The following is a 15,959-nucleotide window of genomic DNA, read 5'->3' on the forward strand; positions in this document are numbered from 1 at the left end:
TCGTGCAGATTGCGGGTCTCGCGCGGCAAGGATGCGGCACGCTGCACGACGAGCCCCCAGCGACAAGCTTGGAGTTGACTCCTAAGTCCAATGAATTCAAGCGCCTAGCGCACTCGGGCAAACCACTGAAACGCGGCCAAATTGTTACGCGGACTGCGCGCCTGCCGCCGCCGGTGAACGATAGCCACTCGCCAACGCGCTTCATGGCACAGCGCGTGCTGCCTTGGAATCTCCCCTGGCACGGACGCTTTCGCCATGCTGCACCCTACTCCGCCTCACCGGCTCCGCTCGCGCGCGGCCCCCATAGTTCTGACCGGCCTGCTCGCGCTCAACGCGGGAACGCTCCAAGCGCAGCACGCGCCTTCGCATGCGCCCGAACCGACGCCGGCGATGCCGGATATGGCCGAGCACGACGATGCTAAGCCGATGCGTGGACTGTTAGGGCCTTACGCCATGAGCCGCGAGGCCTCTGGCACGAGTTGGCAGCCGCAAACAACCCCGATGGGCGGCAGCGCACCGTGGATGACGGGCGAGTGGATGTGGATGGCGCACGGTTCGGCCAATCTCGTGGCGACCGACAATTCCGGTCCACGCGGCGAACGCGACACGGTGATCCAGACCATGGGCATGCTGATGGGCATGCGCCCGCTCGGTCCCGGCACCCTGGGCGTCCGTGCCATGGTGTCGCTCGACCCCTGGGGCGTGGGCAAGACCGGCTATCCGCTTCTTTTCCAAACCGGCGAAACCGCCGACGGTCGCACGCCTCTGATCGATCGGCAGCATCCGCATGATCTTTTCATGGAATTGGCGGCCAGCTATTCCCAACCGGTGGGCGAGTCCAGTTCGGCCTTTTTGTACCTGGGGTTGCCCGGTGAGCCGGCCTTGGGCCCGCCGACTTATATGCACCGGTTCTCCGGCATGGACAACCCCGAAGCGCCCCTCGGCCACCACTGGCTCGATGCCACCCACATCACCTTCGGCGTCGCCACGCTCGGCTGGGTGTGGAAAGATTTCAAAGTGGAAGGTTCCGCATTCAATGCCCGCGAACCCGACCAGGTCCGGACCAACATTGAGTTGCGCGCGCTCGACTCCTGGTCCGGTCGCCTTTCCTACAATCCGAGCGACCGCTGGGCGCTGCAGGTCAGCCGCGGGCTCCTAAAGAGTCCTGAGCAATTGGAGCCTGACGTGGACATGCGCCGCACGACCGCGTCGGTCATCTACAACCGTCCGTTCGAGCGTGCGCGGTGGCAGACGACGCTCGCCTGGGGTCGCAACCAGAAGCTGCCCGGCCACGCCACCGAATCCTTCCTGCTCGAGAGCGCGCTCGTGGTCGATGAGATGCACACCCTGTACGGCCGCGTGGAGCGCGTGGACAAGGACGAGCTCTTTGGTGAGGACGAGCCGCTCGCGGGCGAGGTTTTCACTGTCGACAAGGCGACGCTCGGCGCCATTCACGATTTCCAGCCCACGCGCCTGGGGCGTTTTGGTCTGGGCCTGCAGTACAGCCGCTACGCGATTCCCGCGGCTCTGAAGCCCGTCTACGGCGGTCAGCCAGACGCATGGCTCGCGTTTGCCCGGTGGCGCCTCTGACGATTGCCGTTGTCCCTTCCCCTTGAGGAGAAACCCATGCCGCATCAAACCCACATGTCCAGTGCGATGAACGAGTGCATCCAGCAGTGCCTGGCCTGCTTCACCACGTGCCAGCAAACGGCGCTGACGCATTGCCTGGAGCTCGGCGGCGAACACGTCGAGCCGACGCATTTTCGGCTCATGATGGATTGCGCCGAGGTATGCCGCAGCGCGGCCGCATTAATGGCCAACGGCTCGGCTTTCCACGCAGCGCAATGCGTCGTGTGCGCCGACATCTGCCGCGCCTGCGCCGAGAGCTGCAAACGCCTGGGCGATATGGACGAGTGCGTTCAGGCGTGTGAGCGCTGCGCGGACGCCTGTGAAACGATGGCCAGCGGCAGCGGCCGCAGCGGGAGCGATCAGCGCACCGGCACGGCCGCCCACGCCTCATGAGCACGCCCATGACACCCCGTGCGAGACTGTTCGCCAATCTCGGTCGCGGCGCCCTCGCGCTCGGCTTTCTGGCCATGCTGGCCGCCTGGATCAGCGCGATGACCACCACCGGCGCGTGGCTGGGCTTCACGACGGCTCACTGGTTTGCCGATGCGACGGTGATGGCACTGCTGGGCATCGGTGGCTTGGTCGACGCCCTGGCGCACGCACGCGCCGGCGAGTAACGCCGCTGATCTGGTTGGCGCACGCCTTATCAGGTGTCCAGGAGCACGCTGCCGCTCGTCTCGTGGGCACAGGCATAAGCGTGCAAGGTGGCCAGAATCGGGCACGCCGCCAACGTTGGCGGCGGGCCTCGTCGGCACGTGTCCACGGCGACGGCGAGCGATTGCAGTGCGGCGCACCGGTCGGCGAGTTCCTGCTGTAGCGCCTTGGCGCAGGCGCGCACCGGTGCGGGCCGGGCACTCGGGAGCGCCATCACCAGTAAGGTGCGGATCGCCTCCAGGGTCAAGCCGAGCGCTTTGGCGCCCCGAATCGCCTGCAGGCGGTAAACGTCATCGGGTTCGTATTTTCGGTAGCCGCCGCCGCGTCGCGCCGGTGTGGGCAGCAGGCCGATGCGTTCGTAGTAGCGCACCGTGTCGACCGGCACCCCGCTGGCGCTGGCCAGCTCGCCGATGCGCATCGGGCCTTTGGTGGAGGGCGCGGCCGCAGCGCCCGAGGCGTCGAGCGACGCCGGTGTCTTGTCATCCATGGAAATGCTCCGCTGAGCGTGCGCGAAAACGCACCGACGGTCCGCCGCGGCAAGCGCCGGGCGGATCGCTCAAACTCTTCTCAGATCCCGCTGGGATTCGGCGGACGAAGGAGCGCGGTGGGACGCAGGTCCAGCCGCCACGGCGGTGCCTCCGTCGAGCGTGACAGTTCGGATTCGGGCGCATGGGTACACAGCGCCAGCACTGGCGCGGCGACGGGCAGGCAGCCGCAGTGACAGACGTGATCCGTGCAGCACGGGGCAGATGGCGCGGGCGACTTCGGTACTGCGTGCTCACCGCCACCGTGACAGGCGTGGGCAGACCGCGGCGCAGGGATTCCCTGGGCCGCAATCCGGCCACTGGCTCCCGTCGTACCGGTCAACACCAGCACCAAACCAAGCAGGCTCCGCCATAAAAGGCCTCGCCACGCTAAGGAAGTTCGTGCACGCCTCATGGCCCTAGCGTGCGGCAGGTCCGTGGCTGCTGCAAGCGTTCTGAGCGCCTTGCCGTCCGCCCAGGCTTCACTGCACACCGCCATATCAAGAATACGATCGAACGCGCCTGTGCCAAGCATGGCGCCGAACTCGACGCTACCTTGCGTGCCAGAGCCGCCAAGCACAGGAATCCCGCCCTACGGCAGCCTCGATCTTCTCCGATCAGCCGAGGACTGGAGGAGTTCCGGTCGTGAAGAGATCACCGGCGGCACGCCGCGCAAGATCAAAAGCCGAACGTCTTCTGCGTGGCCGGTAGTAGCTGATCCTTGTCGGTGATCGTCGAGGCCTTCAGGCGCCGGGCGCCATCCTGTCCGACAATATCGATCTCTTTATGCTGGACCAGGCGCTCCAGCGCCTCCTTGTAACGCACGCTGTCCGCTGGCGAGAGGTTGCAGGTCGTTGCGAACAATTCGCCGAACGACAGGCCGTCGTCGTGGGCGTAGATGAGCGGCGGCAACTGCTCCATCAGCGTCGTGACGCTCGATTCGCCGGCGAGGTCATCGAAGCAGAAACCGAACGCGCCCTGGCCGGTAAATGCCCGGTCACGATCGGCGCTGTAGCCCAGACCGCGAAACATATCGATGCCGGCACCGCCATAGTGGATGAAATAGTTGTTCTTGCTCCAATGCACGCGCGCCATGACATCCCGGGCACGCGGGTGCTGTGACAGGTGCACCAGCCAGTAGTCGCCGTGACCCTCGGTGCGAATGAAAAAAGCGTGTAATAGCGCGCACCGCAGGCCTCGACGAGTTCGCGGTACAGGCAGCTTTGGATGTAGAGCCGCCAGTCCTTTTCGCTGCGCTTGATGTCCTCGATCGTGCGGCCGCGCAATGCGTCGGGAATGCCGATATCGGCCAGCGTCTTCTTCGTCGTCTCCGAGTCGCTGGCGTAGGTCAGGAACGAATCGACGTTGAAGGTGAGAATGACCTCGGCCGCGGGCAACGTCTGGAAGATGCCGCGGATCTGGGCGGTGGGTACATCTGAATACCCGTACTGATCCAGCAGGAAGATCGAGCGGCCCGCCTTCGGGCTCTTCTTAGCGATGAACTGCAGAATCGGGTCGACCTGGCTCTCAAACGCACTGTTGAACAAACGGATGTCCTGGCCGATGCGCGGGCCGTATCCCTGCGCCACCAACGTGCGCTGCAGCGATGCGTAGGCGTTCGCATCGAGCTCGACGAAAAAATAGTCGATGTTCATCTGCAGCAGCTTCTGGCGGCCGCGGTTCAAGAGCTCAGCCGCCGCTTCAGCCGACTGAAGGAACGCAAACGGTGACCCGTAAACAGTCTGACGCGTGGTGTCGTGGACGTAGATGCCGCCGCCGGCGAAGCCGTCGACGACCGTCAGGCGAAGTTGGTCCTGCTGTGGAGAAACGACTAGTGTCTGGATGTAGTCGATTAGGTAGGCGCGTAGCACATCATGCTTGGCCACGCTGTGCTGCTGGATGACTGCGGGCTTGCCGTCAGCAGGCCATTGATACGGCTTTCGGGCCACCGTGCGCTCTCCCCCTAGAAGGCGTGAGCGGGCATTTCATCCCAAGTGCGGCCGTTGAGCAATCGTCCATTTTTTGACTTGGCGCGGCGCTTGCCATCAGCGCCCCAGCCACCCCACTGCTTGAAGAAGAATGCGACCTCTTGCTTGGCGCACTGGCGGCGGACCGATTCGGCCCATTCGGGTTTCATGGGCCGAGCCTTGGGGCCAGACTCTCCACCGACGATGACCCAGTGAATGTCGCGCAGATCCAAGTCGCCGACATCATCGAGCAGCGGCTCGACAGATAGGAACCGGATCCGCGCCGGCACAGTCCGCAGGTAGTCGATGCGAGGCACGCCGTGCTTGCGGTTTTCGACGGAAACGCCGAGCCAGACGTTGGGTGGGACCACGCGATCGCGGAAGTAGCGCGCCAGGCGTGCCGCGCGCTTGGTCAGGATTTGGTAGCTGTGCTGCGGCGTGGCCGCGATCACATCGAACACCTGCTGGATGTAGCTCTCGGGCACCTTCTCGTGGAAGAGGTCCGACATCGAGTTCACGAAGTACACGGTCGGCTTCTGGCGCTTGGCCGGGTCTGCAAGGCGCTCGGGCAGCAACCGCAGCGCGAACCCGTTCTCGTAGCCGGGCGTACCCATCGCCTGCAGGCGCTTGGCCATGGTCTCGGCGTAGCAGTGTTTGCACCCAGCAGAGATCTTGGTGCACCCGACGATCGGGTTCCAGGTCTGCTCGGTCCATTCGATTTTCGAGGTGGTCGTCATGACGGCCGCTCCAGGATACGCCCAACTACGCCGGCCGCGTCTCACCGGGTGCGACGGCGGGTGGCGCTCGGTTAGAAACTATGCGCATACTTATACCACTTTATGCGCATAAAAACCTCGCAGCTCAACGCTCCTGTAACGACCACCCAGGCACAGCTTCTGGGGCGGGCGATCGACCGCTGGCGGCGCGCAAACGGCCTTACCCAGACGCAGTTGTTGCGTACGGCGCAAGTTTCCCAGGGACAGCTCAGCCGCATCCTTTCGGGTCGCTTCAGCCGCGCCTCGGAGGCCGTCCTCCGGTTGTGCCGCGCCGCTGGCGTCGACGTCGTACAACACGTGGCGGACCCATCGCAGCGCGGCGATTGGGGGACGGTGCTGGAGCGTGCCGTGCATCGCAGTTGGGACGGCACCCCCGGCCATGCCCGCGAGCTGCTTCGCCTCCTGCGCGTGGCCAAAGCGCTGCGCACCCCCTGACGCGATCGGGTGTGCCTTTTCTCTCGGTGTGTAGGGCCGGCGCGGCGAAGCGGCGTGTCTGGGCGCTCGTTACTGCGGCGAGCGCACCGCTGCAGGCGCTGCAAGGACGGACGCCATGCGCCGATCGAAGAACCGGAAAGCCGGCTCGAATCCGTAGGTCACCAGACCGCGCTCGCCGGATTTGAGGTGGACAATGTCGAGGTCGTACGGCCCGTGGTAGGTGTCGCGGATCACCAGGCCGCTATCCCGCACGACGGGCTCGGGATCGCCGTCGATGTCGAGCCCGAGCAGTAGCGATTCGCGCGCATCGTCGTAGAACCCGCTCACCAACGCCAAGTACGCGCCCCGTACATGCGCGAGCTGGCTGTAGAGCAGCGTCAACGCGTCCAACAGGGGAACTGGCGGATTGACGACGCCGCGGAACGACACCTGCCGGTCCGATGCCAGGGTGAAGCTCTCGGGCACGACCAACGATCCGTCCCTCAGCATAGCGTCGACGTCGGACGGCATCACCTGCAGGTTGAATTCGCTGTACGGATTCAAATGGAGGATCGCGCCACGCGTCAGCTCAAGGAGCTGTCGCGTATCGAGCACCAGACACTTCGCTCCGTTCGGTACCGCTTCGAAGAACGTTCGCGCGGACGAGAAGAACGGGATGGCGGCCGTGCCGTCAACCCGCTTCCATTGCACGAAGTGGACGCGATCCGGCCGCGCGACGTTTTTGGCAGCCAACGCATCCGCAACGATCACAAGAACGCGGCTATCCAACAGCTGCCTATATAGCGCGGGACGCCACGCCGCGGCTTGGCACGCCTGTCTGAGCAGTCCCTCCAGCGTTGCGCCGTCGGGTACGTTGGGAGGAAGTGCAATCACAGACCGGTACACCCTTGGTGATCACGAAATACACCGCTGCGATGGCGGCACGTCGATCCCTACAGTGGAAAGCAGGCGCGAATCCGCGCCTTGTCGTTGCTTCCCAGTGCGCCGAGCAGCCCTTCGTAGCGGAACGCTTCACGGTCGAAGTATTCGTGAGGACCGCTCAACGTTGGCACGGAACGCAGCGCGCCGAGCAATCCGTGCAAGGTGGTCTTGAGGTAATACTCCAGGTTGGAACAAAGCAGCAGATGATTGGCGCCACGGCCGGCGCTGTGCACGATGTCGCAGCGGGTGCGCCAGATGCGCTGGAGGTGCCAACGCACGCGCTTGTCGCGCTTTTTCAGCCGATCCAGCAGCGCCGCGGGACTACCAAGATCAGCCAGTATCTGCTGGACTTGGACCTGCAGAAACGGCTCCGCCGAGAGGCCATTGAGTACCGCGGCTTGCTGCAGCGGATCTTCAATGGCTTCCCATAGGACCGTCATCGCACACCCGCGCAAGTCGACTGCTGCCCCCTGAGTGTCGCTTACGCCAATGCCCTGATCGCTCAGCACGGTGCGCAAGGACTGCAGCAGTTTCGGCACATAGCTCAAGCCGATCACCGGCGCGACACTGGTTTCGATCGACTTGCCGATGCCAGCGCTGGCTTGGCTGCCGCGCACCAGGTATTCCAGCGCAGTCCACCAGTGCACCAGTTTCGTTTCGATCGTGTCCTGATCGCGCCCTTGGCGATAAAGTCGGAACGCCGACGTGATGCGATCGCGTCCCTCTTCGGTGAAATGTGCCCCGGCCAACAGCTCATTGACGCTGGCGACGAACTGCGCCACGTCGACACCGTTGAGCGAGGTCGCCGGATTGGGAACGACACGCGGCAACGGATAGACGTGTCCGCCGGCGGGCTTGGCGACATCCAGTACCGCAAAATGGTCGGGAATCTGCAGGCGCGCCTGCTCGTATTCGAAGCGCAGCAGGTTGATGACATTGGCCACACGTTCGTAGGCGTATAGCCCAGCGGCCCGCCGGTCGGCGGCCATGATGCCGCGCACCGTCGCAAAACGCCGCTTGGGTTGGGCCATCAAATAGCTCGTTCTCGCATGCCCCGCGTGCAGGCCGAAGGGCGGTGCCTCGGCAATCTCCAGGTTGCCCAGCGCGGCGGGAAGTTCTTCCGGGCGCGTGATGAGGTCCAGCGCGAACGTCACGTCGTACTGCTGCGGTGGGCCTGTCAAAATCTGGCGGGTCAATCCGATTTTCCGATCGAAGTGATAGGCCGGCGTTGCCCGTCTCGGGACGAGGATTTCGGCATAGATCCGGAACAGCGATTCCAGGGAGAAATCGCGATCGAGCAGCGTGCTCAGAAGTGCGGCGGTGATCGCGTGAACGTGTGCAAAATCCGGCGCCGGCGCCGGCGGTTCGGCGGGCGCCACCAGCAGACGCTCGAGGGCATCAAAAGCCCGCACGACGTAATGCTTTTCTAGCTGTGGCGCCAGTTCCTGGAGCGTATAGCGCAACATCCGCTCTTCGGTTGTTCCTCTGGTCGCCGCCTTCGTTTTGTCCTTGAAGAGCCCCAGCAGGCGCGGCCGCAGCGGCGCGAACTCGTCACCCATGAGAATCGGGTCGGCCGTCAGCAATCCCTCGGCCTCTTCCAGGATCACGGCCTTGTCCTCCGGCTTGGCTTCACTGAAGGCCAGCGCCTGTTGGATCTCCCGCACCATGGTCGCGGGATTCATCACCCGGACACGGAAGGCGTCCAACGAGTAAGCGTGGACGAGGTTGAACCAACATCCCAGGAAGTAACGTTGCGCGGGTGTCGGGCCGACCAATGCCGTCAGGTGCTTGTCAGTCCGCATGGGTTCAGCCGGGTGGTGGTGGGCGGGACGGGGGCGAGGTATACTGGCTTCCTGGCCCCAGCGCCACTCACAAACTAAAGGGGAAAGGAGCGTAGGCCTGGGCGCAGCCCGCTACGAATTCCGCCCCGCCTCTTCCAAGGCCCGCGAAAGCGGGCCTTTTTTCCATCCCTGGCGTTGTCGCGCCACAGCGCCCAGGGAACCTTCGCGGCGAATCGGAGTCTCGTGGGTTGCCACCGTCGACACAGGGCGTACGCTGTCCCTGCCACCGCCGGTCTACTCGTCGTTCGCTCTGGACATCCGTCGTCGCCATGCCGTTTCGCTACCGCCGCCATCGTCGCTGGATCGCGCTGTTTGCGCTGATCGGGCTGCTGTTCCAGCAGTTCGCGATGGCTGCGTACCTGTGTCCGCAGGAAATGGCCGTCGCGACCGCACAGGCGACCGCCGACACACCGCCCTGCCACACGCCCGATACGGCCGATCAGGCACGTTGCCACGAGCACTGCCATCCCACCACGCCATCGTCGGATCATGCGCCAGCGCTGACCGTGCCGCCCGCGCTCCTGCCAGCGACCACCTGGTCGCGTGACTCCGTGCGTCCGGTGCTGCCGGACGAGACTACGCGGGACTACGCCCATCGCGCGCGCGGGCAACCGCCGCCGCTGAGCATCCAGCACTGCACCTTCCAGATTTGAGCACTCTTCGCGATTGATCGTGGCGCCGCGCCGTGCGCGGCCGTTTCGTCATTGCCGTGGAGTTTTCATGCGTTCCCTACATCGCTTTTCCCCGCGCGGCGCCCGCCAGCCGCGCGCGTTACTGCGTTTTCTTTTGGCCGTGCTGACCGCCCTTGGATCGGGTATGGCCGCGGCTGCGGATGTCACGCCCTTGTCGCTGATGGACGCCGTGCAGTTGGCCGAACGCCAAGCGCCTGAACTGCGTGCGCGAGCCGCCGGGGTCACGGCCGCCCAAGCGGCGGTCGGCCCCGCCGGTCAGCTGCCTGATCCTGAGCTCGTCGTGGGCCTGCAGAACCTGCCGGTGACCGGCGACGATGCCTTCAGCACGACGCGCGACTTCATGACCATGCGCACGGTCGGCATCGCGCAGCAATTTCCGCGGCGCGAGAAACGCCGCCTGCGCAGCGAACGCGCCGTGACCGACGTGGACCGCGAACGGGCGCTGTTGACCAACGAGCAACTCGTCGTCCACGAAGCGGTCGCGCGGGCCTGGATTGCCGCGGCATCCGCGGAGCGCCGTCTGGCGCTGCTGACGGCGCTGCAGCCGCGGGCGGAGGCGCAGCTGGCCGCAGCCACCGCTGCGCTGACCGCCGGCCGCGCAACGGCCGCCGAGGGCATTGCCGCCCGGTCGGCGATTGCGACGTTGCAGGACCGCCTCGATGCGGCCAGAGCCGAACGCGACACGGCCCGCGCCGATCTGGCGCGCTGGCTGCCAGACCTGGGCGATCGCCCGCTCGGCGAGCCGCCGGACTGGCGCGATCTGGGCGGCGATCCCGAAGCGTTAGTGACGAATATCGCGCACCATCGCGAACTGCTCTCCTACGACGCGGCCGAGCGCGCGGCGACCGCCGACGTGGCGCTCGCCCGGGCCGAGAAGCGGCCCGACTGGTCGCTCGAGCTGGCGTACGCCCAACGCGGACCGCAGTTCTCCAACATGGTGTCGGTGCAGTTCCGCGTGCCGCTGGCGGTGTTCGCAGCACGCCGGCAAGACCCGCTCATCGCATCGAAGCAGGCGCTGGTCGAACGCATCGACGCCGAGCGCGAAGCAGCGCAGCGCATGCACGGCGCCGAGCTGCGCAAGACGCTGACGACCTGGCGCAGCGCGGTCGATCGTCTGGTGCGCTACGAGCGGGAATTGCTGCCGCTGAGCGAGGACCGTGCCGATGCGGCGCTGGCGGCCTATCGCGGCGGTCGCGGCGAACTCACGGCATCGCTGCGCGCGCTGGACGAAGCCATCGAACAGCGACTGGCCTTCACCGACCTGCAGAACACCCTGGGCCAAGCCTGGGCGACGCTGTATTTCGCGTTTCCGACGGAGCGCACGCCATGAACCGTCTATCGTTGCTTCTCGCTCTGATCGTGGGCGTCCTCGTCGGCGTTGGCTCGACCTGGTGGCTCATCGATCGTGGACACCGCGACATGCCGGCAACGGCAGCGGCGCCGACCGAGAAAAAGGTGCTGTACTGGTACGACCCGATGGTGCCGGCCCAGCACTTCGACCAGCCCGGCAAATCGCCGTTCATGGACATGCAGCTCGTCCCGAAGTACGCGGGCGATGCGCCGGAGGACGCGGGGACCGTGCGCATCGAGCCGCGGCTCGTGCAGAACCTCGGCGTGCGTACCGCACTCGCGACGCGCGGCGCGCCGACGGCCTCGGTTCGCGCGACGGGGACGGTGACGTTCGACGAACGCGGTGCGGTGGTCGTGCAGGCCCGCGTCGCCGGCATCGTGGAGCACCTCGCCGTGCGTGCCCCGTTGACGACGGTCACGGCCGACCAGCCCTTGCTGACGCTGATCGCGCCAGAGTGGACCGCGGCGCAGGCCGAGTACCTGTCGCTGCGCGCGGCCCGTAGCGAAGGACTGGATACCGTGCGTGCGGCCGCACGCCAGCGGTTGCTGCTGCTCGGCATGAGCGAAGGCCAGATCCGCGCCGTCGAGCGCCTCGGACGCGCCGAGGATCGGATCACGATCGTCGCGCCGCGCGCCGGCGTCGTCAGCGAACTGCTCGTGCGCGACGGCGCGAGTGTGGCGGCCGGTACGCCGCTGCTGCGCATCAACGGTCTCGACACCGTGTGGGTCAATGCCGCGATTCCCGAAGCGCAGATCGGCCGCGTCGCACCGGGCAACGCCGTGACGCTGGATCTGCCGGCGTTCCCTGGCGACTCGCTCGCCGGCACCGTCGAAACGCTGCTGCCAGATCTCGACGTCACGACGCGCACGCAGACCGCCCGCATCGTCGTACCCAACCCGGCACGCCGCTTGGTGCCCGGCATGTTTGCGCGTGTCGCCATCACCGGCCGTGCCGGAGACGCAGAGGTCGTGCGAATACCAACCGAGGCCGTGATCGCTACCGGCGCCCGCCAGGTCGTTATCGTCGACGCCGGCGACGGCCGCTTTCGTGCGCAGGAGGTGCGCGTCGGTGACGAAAGCGACGGCCACACGAGCGTGCTCGAAGGTCTCGACGACGGCGATCGTGTGGTGCTGTCGGGGCAATTCCTGATCGATTCCGAAGCGAGTCTGGCCGGCACACTGGCCCGGCTCGATGTGCCGGATACGGGCGCATCGCCGGCGACGACCGCGCCGCCGCGGTACTCGGCCGAAGGCACCGTCAAGCGCATCGACGGCAACGCCTGGTTCGTCGCGACCGACGCCATCCCCGCGCTGGAGATGGGCGCGATGACCATGACGTTCGTGCGTCCCGACACGGTGCCGGTCGACGGCCTTGGGGTCGGACAACGCGTGCGTTTCACATTCGTGCGCAACGCCAACGGCGACTTTGAAATCGCGACGATCGCCGCGCTGCCGGCCGGAGGCACGCCATGATCGCGCGAATCATCCGTGGCTCGATCGCCAACCGGTTTCTCGTGTTGCTCGCGGCGGTGTTCCTGGCTGCCTGGGGCGTGTACGCCGTGCGGCAAACACCGGTCGATGCCTTGCCGGACCTGTCGGACGTGCAAGTGATCATCCGCACGACCTGGCCCGGGCAATCGCCGCAACTCATCGAGGACCAGATCACCTATCCGTTGACGACCACGATGCTCTCGGTGCCGGGCGCGAAGACGGTGCGCGGCTTCTCGTTCTTCGGCGACTCGTATGTCTACGTGCTGTTCGAGGACGGCACGGACCTCTACTGGGCGCGGTCGCGCGTGCTGGAGTACCTCAATCAGGTGCAGTCGCGGTTGCCACGCGGTGCGAGCGCGGCGCTCGGGCCGGACGCCACCGGCGTCGGCTGGATCTACGAATACGCGCTGGTCGATCGCAGCGGCGCTCACGATCTGTCGGAACTGCGCGCCCTGCAGGACTGGTTCCTGCGCTACGAACTGAAAAGCGTGCCGGGCGTCGCCGAGGTGGCCACCGTCGGCGGCATGGTGAAGCAGTACCAGATCGTGCTCGATCCCGACCGCTTGCGCGCCTACGGCATCACGCAGGCCACGGTGACCGAGGCTGTGCAGCGGGCCAACGGCGAAGCCGGCGGCTCGGTGCTGGAATTGGCCGAAGCCGAGTACATGGTGCGTGCGAGCGGCTATCTGAAAACGCTCGACGACTTCCGCGCGATCCCGCTCTCCGTCGGCGCCGGCGGCGTACCGGTGCGGCTGACCGACGTCGCGCGCATACAGCTCGGACCCGAGATGCGCCGCGGCGTGGCGGAACTCAATGGCGACGGCGAAGTCGTTGGCGGCGTGATCGTGATGCGGTCGGGCAAGAACGCGCAGGCGACCATCGCGGCGGTGAAAGCCAAGCTCGCGAGCGTGCGCGCGAGCCTGCCCGCCGGCGTGGAAATCGTCGAAACCTACGACCGCTCGCAACTCATCGGGCGTGCGATCGACAACCTGAGCGGCAAACTGCTCGAGGAGTTTCTCGTCGTCGCGCTGGTCTGCGCCGTGTTCCTGTTTCACCTGCGATCGGCGCTGGTCGCGATCGTTGCGTTGCCGCTGGGCGTGCTCGCCGCGTTCATCGTGATGCACTGGCAAGGCCTCAACGCGAACATCCTGTCGCTCGGCGGCATCGCGATCGCGATCGGTGCAATGGTCGATGCCGCAATCGTGATGATCGAGAACGCGCACAAGCACCTGGAGGCCTGGCAGCACGCGCACCCGGACGAGACGTTGACCGCTGACGCGCGCTGGCGACTGATCGGCGATGCGTCGGCCGAAGTGGGGCCGGCGCTGTTCTTCAGCCTCGTCATCATTACGCTGTCGTTCGTGCCGGTGTTTACGCTCGAAGCGCAGGAGGGCCGCTTGTTCGCGCCGCTCGCGTTTACCAAGACCTACGCGATGGCGGCGGCCGCCGGCTTGTCGATCACGCTGATTCCGGTGCTGATGGGCTACTGGATCCGCGGACGCATCCCGGAGGAACGCGCCAATCCGTTGTCGCGCGGCCTGATCGCGCTCTATCGTCCGATCCTCGAGGCCGTGCTGCGGTTTCCCAAAGTGACCTTGTTTACGGCGGCGCTGCTGCTCGCGGCAACGGCTTGGCCGATCAGCCGGCTCGGTGGCGAATTCCTGCCGCCGCTCGACGAAGGCGACGTGCTGTACATGCCGAGCGCGTTGCCCGGGTTGTCCGCCGGCAAGGCCGCGCAGGTGTTGCAGCAGACCGACAAGATGATCCGCTCGGTACCGGAAGTCGCGAGCGTGTTCGGCAAGATCGGCCGCGCCGAGACAGCGACCGATCCGGCGCCGATGGAGATGGTCGAAACAACCGTGCGCTTCAAGCCGCGCGACCAATGGCGCGCCGGCATGACGCCCGAAAAGCTCATCGCCGAACTCGATGCCGCGGTGCGGCTGCCCGGGCTGACAAACCTGTGGGTGCCGCCCATTCGCAATCGCCTGGACATGCTGGCGACCGGCATCAAGAGTCCGATCGGCATCAAGGTCAACGGCAGTGATCTCGCCGTCATCGACCAGGTGGCTACCGCGATCGAACAGGCGATCAAGACGGTGCCGGGCGTCACCTCGGCGCTGGCCGAGCGCCTGACCGGCGGCCGATACGTCGACGTCGATATCGACCGCGAAGCCGCGGCGCGCTACGGCCTCAATATTGCCGACGTGCAGAACGTGGTGAGTGCGGCGATCGGCGGTGAGACGATTGGCGAAACGGTCGAAGGGCGTCGGCGGTTTCCGATCAGCGTCCGTTATCCGCGCGAGTTGCGTGACAGTATGCAGAAGCTGCGCGACCTGCCGCTGCTCACGGCGGCGGGCGCTCAGATCACGCTCGGCAGCGTCTCACGCATCGCGATCAGCGACGGCCCACCGATGATCAAAAGTGAGAATGGGCGCTTGTCCGGCTGGATCTATGTGGACGCGCGCGGGCGTGACCTGGCCTCCGTTATGCACGACCTGCGCGAGCGCGTCGCGCGAGACGTCCTTTTGCCGGCCGGCACCTCGATCACGTGGTCGGGCCAGTTCGAATACTTCGAGCACGCGATGGCCAAGCTGCGCGTCGTGATCCCGGCGACGTTGCTGATCATCTTCGTGCTGCTGTACGTGACGTTCGGCCGCATCGACGAGGCAGTGCTGATCCTGGCCAGCGTGCCGTTCGCGCTGATCGGTGGATTCTGGCTGATGTATACCTTGGGGCACGCGTTCTCGATCGCGACGGCCGTCGGTTTCATCGCGCTCGCGGGCGTGTCGGCTGAGTTCGGCGTGATCATGTTGCTGTACCTGAAGCATGCGTGGGAACGGCGTCTAGCCGCCGGCGAGCCGGCGACGCCGGATACCTTGCTCGAGGCGATCCGCGAAGGCGCCGTGCAGCGCGTGCGCCCGAAAGCGATGACCGTGGCGGTGATCCTCGCCGGCCTGCTGCCGATCCTCATCGGTACGGGCACCGGCTCGGAAATCATGCAGCGCATCGCCGCGCCGATGGTGGGCGGGATGATCACCGCGCCGCTGCTGTCGATGCTCGTGATCCCCGTCGTCTTCCGGTTGTTGCGCGAGCGCTCGCTGCACGGGACTCGCCATCTTGATGGATCCGCTTCTTCCCAAGTGCCGGCGATGCCGGCGTGATCCTGCTCGCGCGCTGGACGCGCGGGTACTTCGCTTCCAAGACAGGAGAATTTCTCATGAAACGTTCAACGCTCTCATTCGTTGTCGGCCTGGTGTTTGCTACGCTGGTCGCGGCGTCGTCTGCGCAGGCGCAATCCTCGGCTCACTCCGGTGGCGGTTCGATCACGGCGATCGACGGTGACACGCTGACGCTGTGCTTTCGGCATGCGCCGGTGCCGGCGGTCGGCGACACGCTTTCGCTCGAGCGCGAGTGGATCCCGTTCTCGAAAGGCACACCGGCGAGCCCGCGCTATATCGTCGTGGGGCATGCGCGCGTGGTCGCGGTCGGCGCGCCGCCCTGCGTGCAGGCCGAGCGACTCGACGGCAAGCCGCGTCGCTACGACCACGCTCGGCCAGACGATGCCATCAGTGTGGCGCCGACACCTCAGTCTGCAGGAGACCATCGCGGCGGGTTGACTCCGTAGCGGCTCCAGCCCCTAGGCTGGTGGTTGGCGAACGACGGAGCGCCCGATGAGTCA

General features: G+C 66.0%; 15 protein-coding genes. 9 read left to right on the forward strand and 6 right to left on the reverse strand.

Features of this window, described 5'->3' with window-relative positions:
• Positions 1–255 precede the first annotated feature (255 nt).
• The 3 genes from N4264_RS15185 to N4264_RS15195 are packed head-to-tail and all read left to right on the forward strand — an operon-like array spanning position 256 to position 2,246.
• Positions 256–1,590, forward strand: coding sequence for a hypothetical protein (locus tag N4264_RS15185; RefSeq protein ID WP_261693081.1), 1,335 nt, complete (start codon positions 256–258; stop codon positions 1,588–1,590).
• Between the two features lie 36 nt (positions 1,591–1,626).
• The gene (locus N4264_RS15190) at positions 1,627–2,022 is read left to right on the forward strand and encodes a four-helix bundle copper-binding protein (RefSeq protein ID WP_261693082.1); all 396 of its coding nucleotides are present in this window, start codon (positions 1,627–1,629) and stop codon (positions 2,020–2,022) included.
• A gap of 8 nt (positions 2,023–2,030) precedes the next feature.
• Positions 2,031–2,246: a hypothetical protein gene (locus tag N4264_RS15195; RefSeq protein WP_261693083.1), complete on the forward strand. Its 216-nt coding sequence runs from the start codon at positions 2,031–2,033 to the stop codon at positions 2,244–2,246.
• Positions 2,247–2,275: 29 nt separating this feature from the next.
• On the opposite strand, the gene N4264_RS15200 is transcribed toward N4264_RS15195, so the two are convergent.
• The 4 genes from N4264_RS15200 to N4264_RS15215 all read right to left on the reverse strand — a co-directional run bounded on the left by N4264_RS15200 (position 2,276) and on the right by N4264_RS15215 (position 5,511).
• Positions 2,276–2,770 (reverse strand): MerR family transcriptional regulator, encoded by a 495-nt coding sequence (locus N4264_RS15200; protein ID WP_261693084.1) that lies wholly within the window; start codon positions 2,768–2,770, stop codon positions 2,276–2,278.
• Between the two features lie 715 nt (positions 2,771–3,485).
• Positions 3,486–3,839: a hypothetical protein gene (locus N4264_RS15205; RefSeq protein ID WP_425508277.1), complete on the reverse strand. Its 354-nt coding sequence runs from the start codon at positions 3,837–3,839 to the stop codon at positions 3,486–3,488.
• Positions 3,728–4,756 (reverse strand): three-Cys-motif partner protein TcmP, encoded by a 1,029-nt coding sequence (locus N4264_RS15210; protein WP_261693086.1) that lies wholly within the window; start codon positions 4,754–4,756, stop codon positions 3,728–3,730. The genes N4264_RS15205 and N4264_RS15210 overlap by 112 nt, the downstream gene beginning before the upstream one ends.
• 14 nt (positions 4,757–4,770) lie before the next feature.
• Positions 4,771–5,511: a DUF5131 family protein gene (locus N4264_RS15215; protein WP_261693087.1), complete on the reverse strand. Its 741-nt coding sequence runs from the start codon at positions 5,509–5,511 to the stop codon at positions 4,771–4,773.
• Positions 5,512–5,613: 102 nt separating this feature from the next.
• Here N4264_RS15215 and N4264_RS15220 point away from each other — a divergent pair, with 102 nt between their 5' ends.
• A complete protein-coding gene (locus tag N4264_RS15220; protein ID WP_261693088.1) occupies positions 5,614–5,985 on the forward strand; it encodes a helix-turn-helix domain-containing protein in 372 nt (123 codons plus the stop codon).
• Between the two features lie 69 nt (positions 5,986–6,054).
• On the opposite strand, the gene N4264_RS15225 is transcribed toward N4264_RS15220, so the two are convergent.
• Positions 6,055–6,870: an enhanced serine sensitivity protein SseB C-terminal domain-containing protein gene (locus N4264_RS15225; RefSeq protein ID WP_343231962.1), complete on the reverse strand. Its 816-nt coding sequence runs from the start codon at positions 6,868–6,870 to the stop codon at positions 6,055–6,057.
• 47 nt (positions 6,871–6,917) lie between these two features.
• Entirely contained in the window at positions 6,918–8,708 is a 1,791-nt protein-coding gene (locus N4264_RS15230) for a hypothetical protein (RefSeq protein ID WP_261693090.1), read from the reverse strand.
• A 308-nt stretch (positions 8,709–9,016) separates the two neighbouring features.
• On the opposite strand from N4264_RS15230, the gene N4264_RS15235 reads away from it, so the two are divergent.
• From N4264_RS15235 to N4264_RS15255, 5 genes are all read left to right on the forward strand, one after another.
• Entirely contained in the window at positions 9,017–9,400 is a 384-nt protein-coding gene (locus N4264_RS15235; protein ID WP_261693091.1) for a hypothetical protein, read from the forward strand.
• Between the two features lie 67 nt (positions 9,401–9,467).
• A complete protein-coding gene (locus N4264_RS15240; protein ID WP_261693092.1) occupies positions 9,468–10,769 on the forward strand; it encodes a TolC family protein in 1,302 nt (433 codons plus the stop codon).
• Entirely contained in the window at positions 10,766–12,262 is a 1,497-nt protein-coding gene (locus N4264_RS15245) for an efflux RND transporter periplasmic adaptor subunit (protein WP_261693093.1), read from the forward strand. The genes N4264_RS15240 and N4264_RS15245 overlap by 4 nt, the downstream gene beginning before the upstream one ends.
• Positions 12,259–15,441: an efflux RND transporter permease subunit gene (locus N4264_RS15250; RefSeq protein ID WP_261693094.1), complete on the forward strand. Its 3,183-nt coding sequence runs from the start codon at positions 12,259–12,261 to the stop codon at positions 15,439–15,441. Before N4264_RS15245 ends, N4264_RS15250 begins: the two co-directional genes overlap by 4 nt.
• Positions 15,438–15,905, forward strand: coding sequence for a hypothetical protein (locus N4264_RS15255; RefSeq protein WP_261693095.1), 468 nt, complete (start codon positions 15,438–15,440; stop codon positions 15,903–15,905). Before N4264_RS15250 ends, N4264_RS15255 begins: the two co-directional genes overlap by 4 nt.
• The last annotated feature ends 54 nt before the right edge of the window (positions 15,906–15,959 follow it).

The organism is Tahibacter amnicola (genome assembly GCF_025398735.1).
GTDB lineage: Bacteria > Pseudomonadota > Gammaproteobacteria > Xanthomonadales > Rhodanobacteraceae > Tahibacter > Tahibacter amnicola.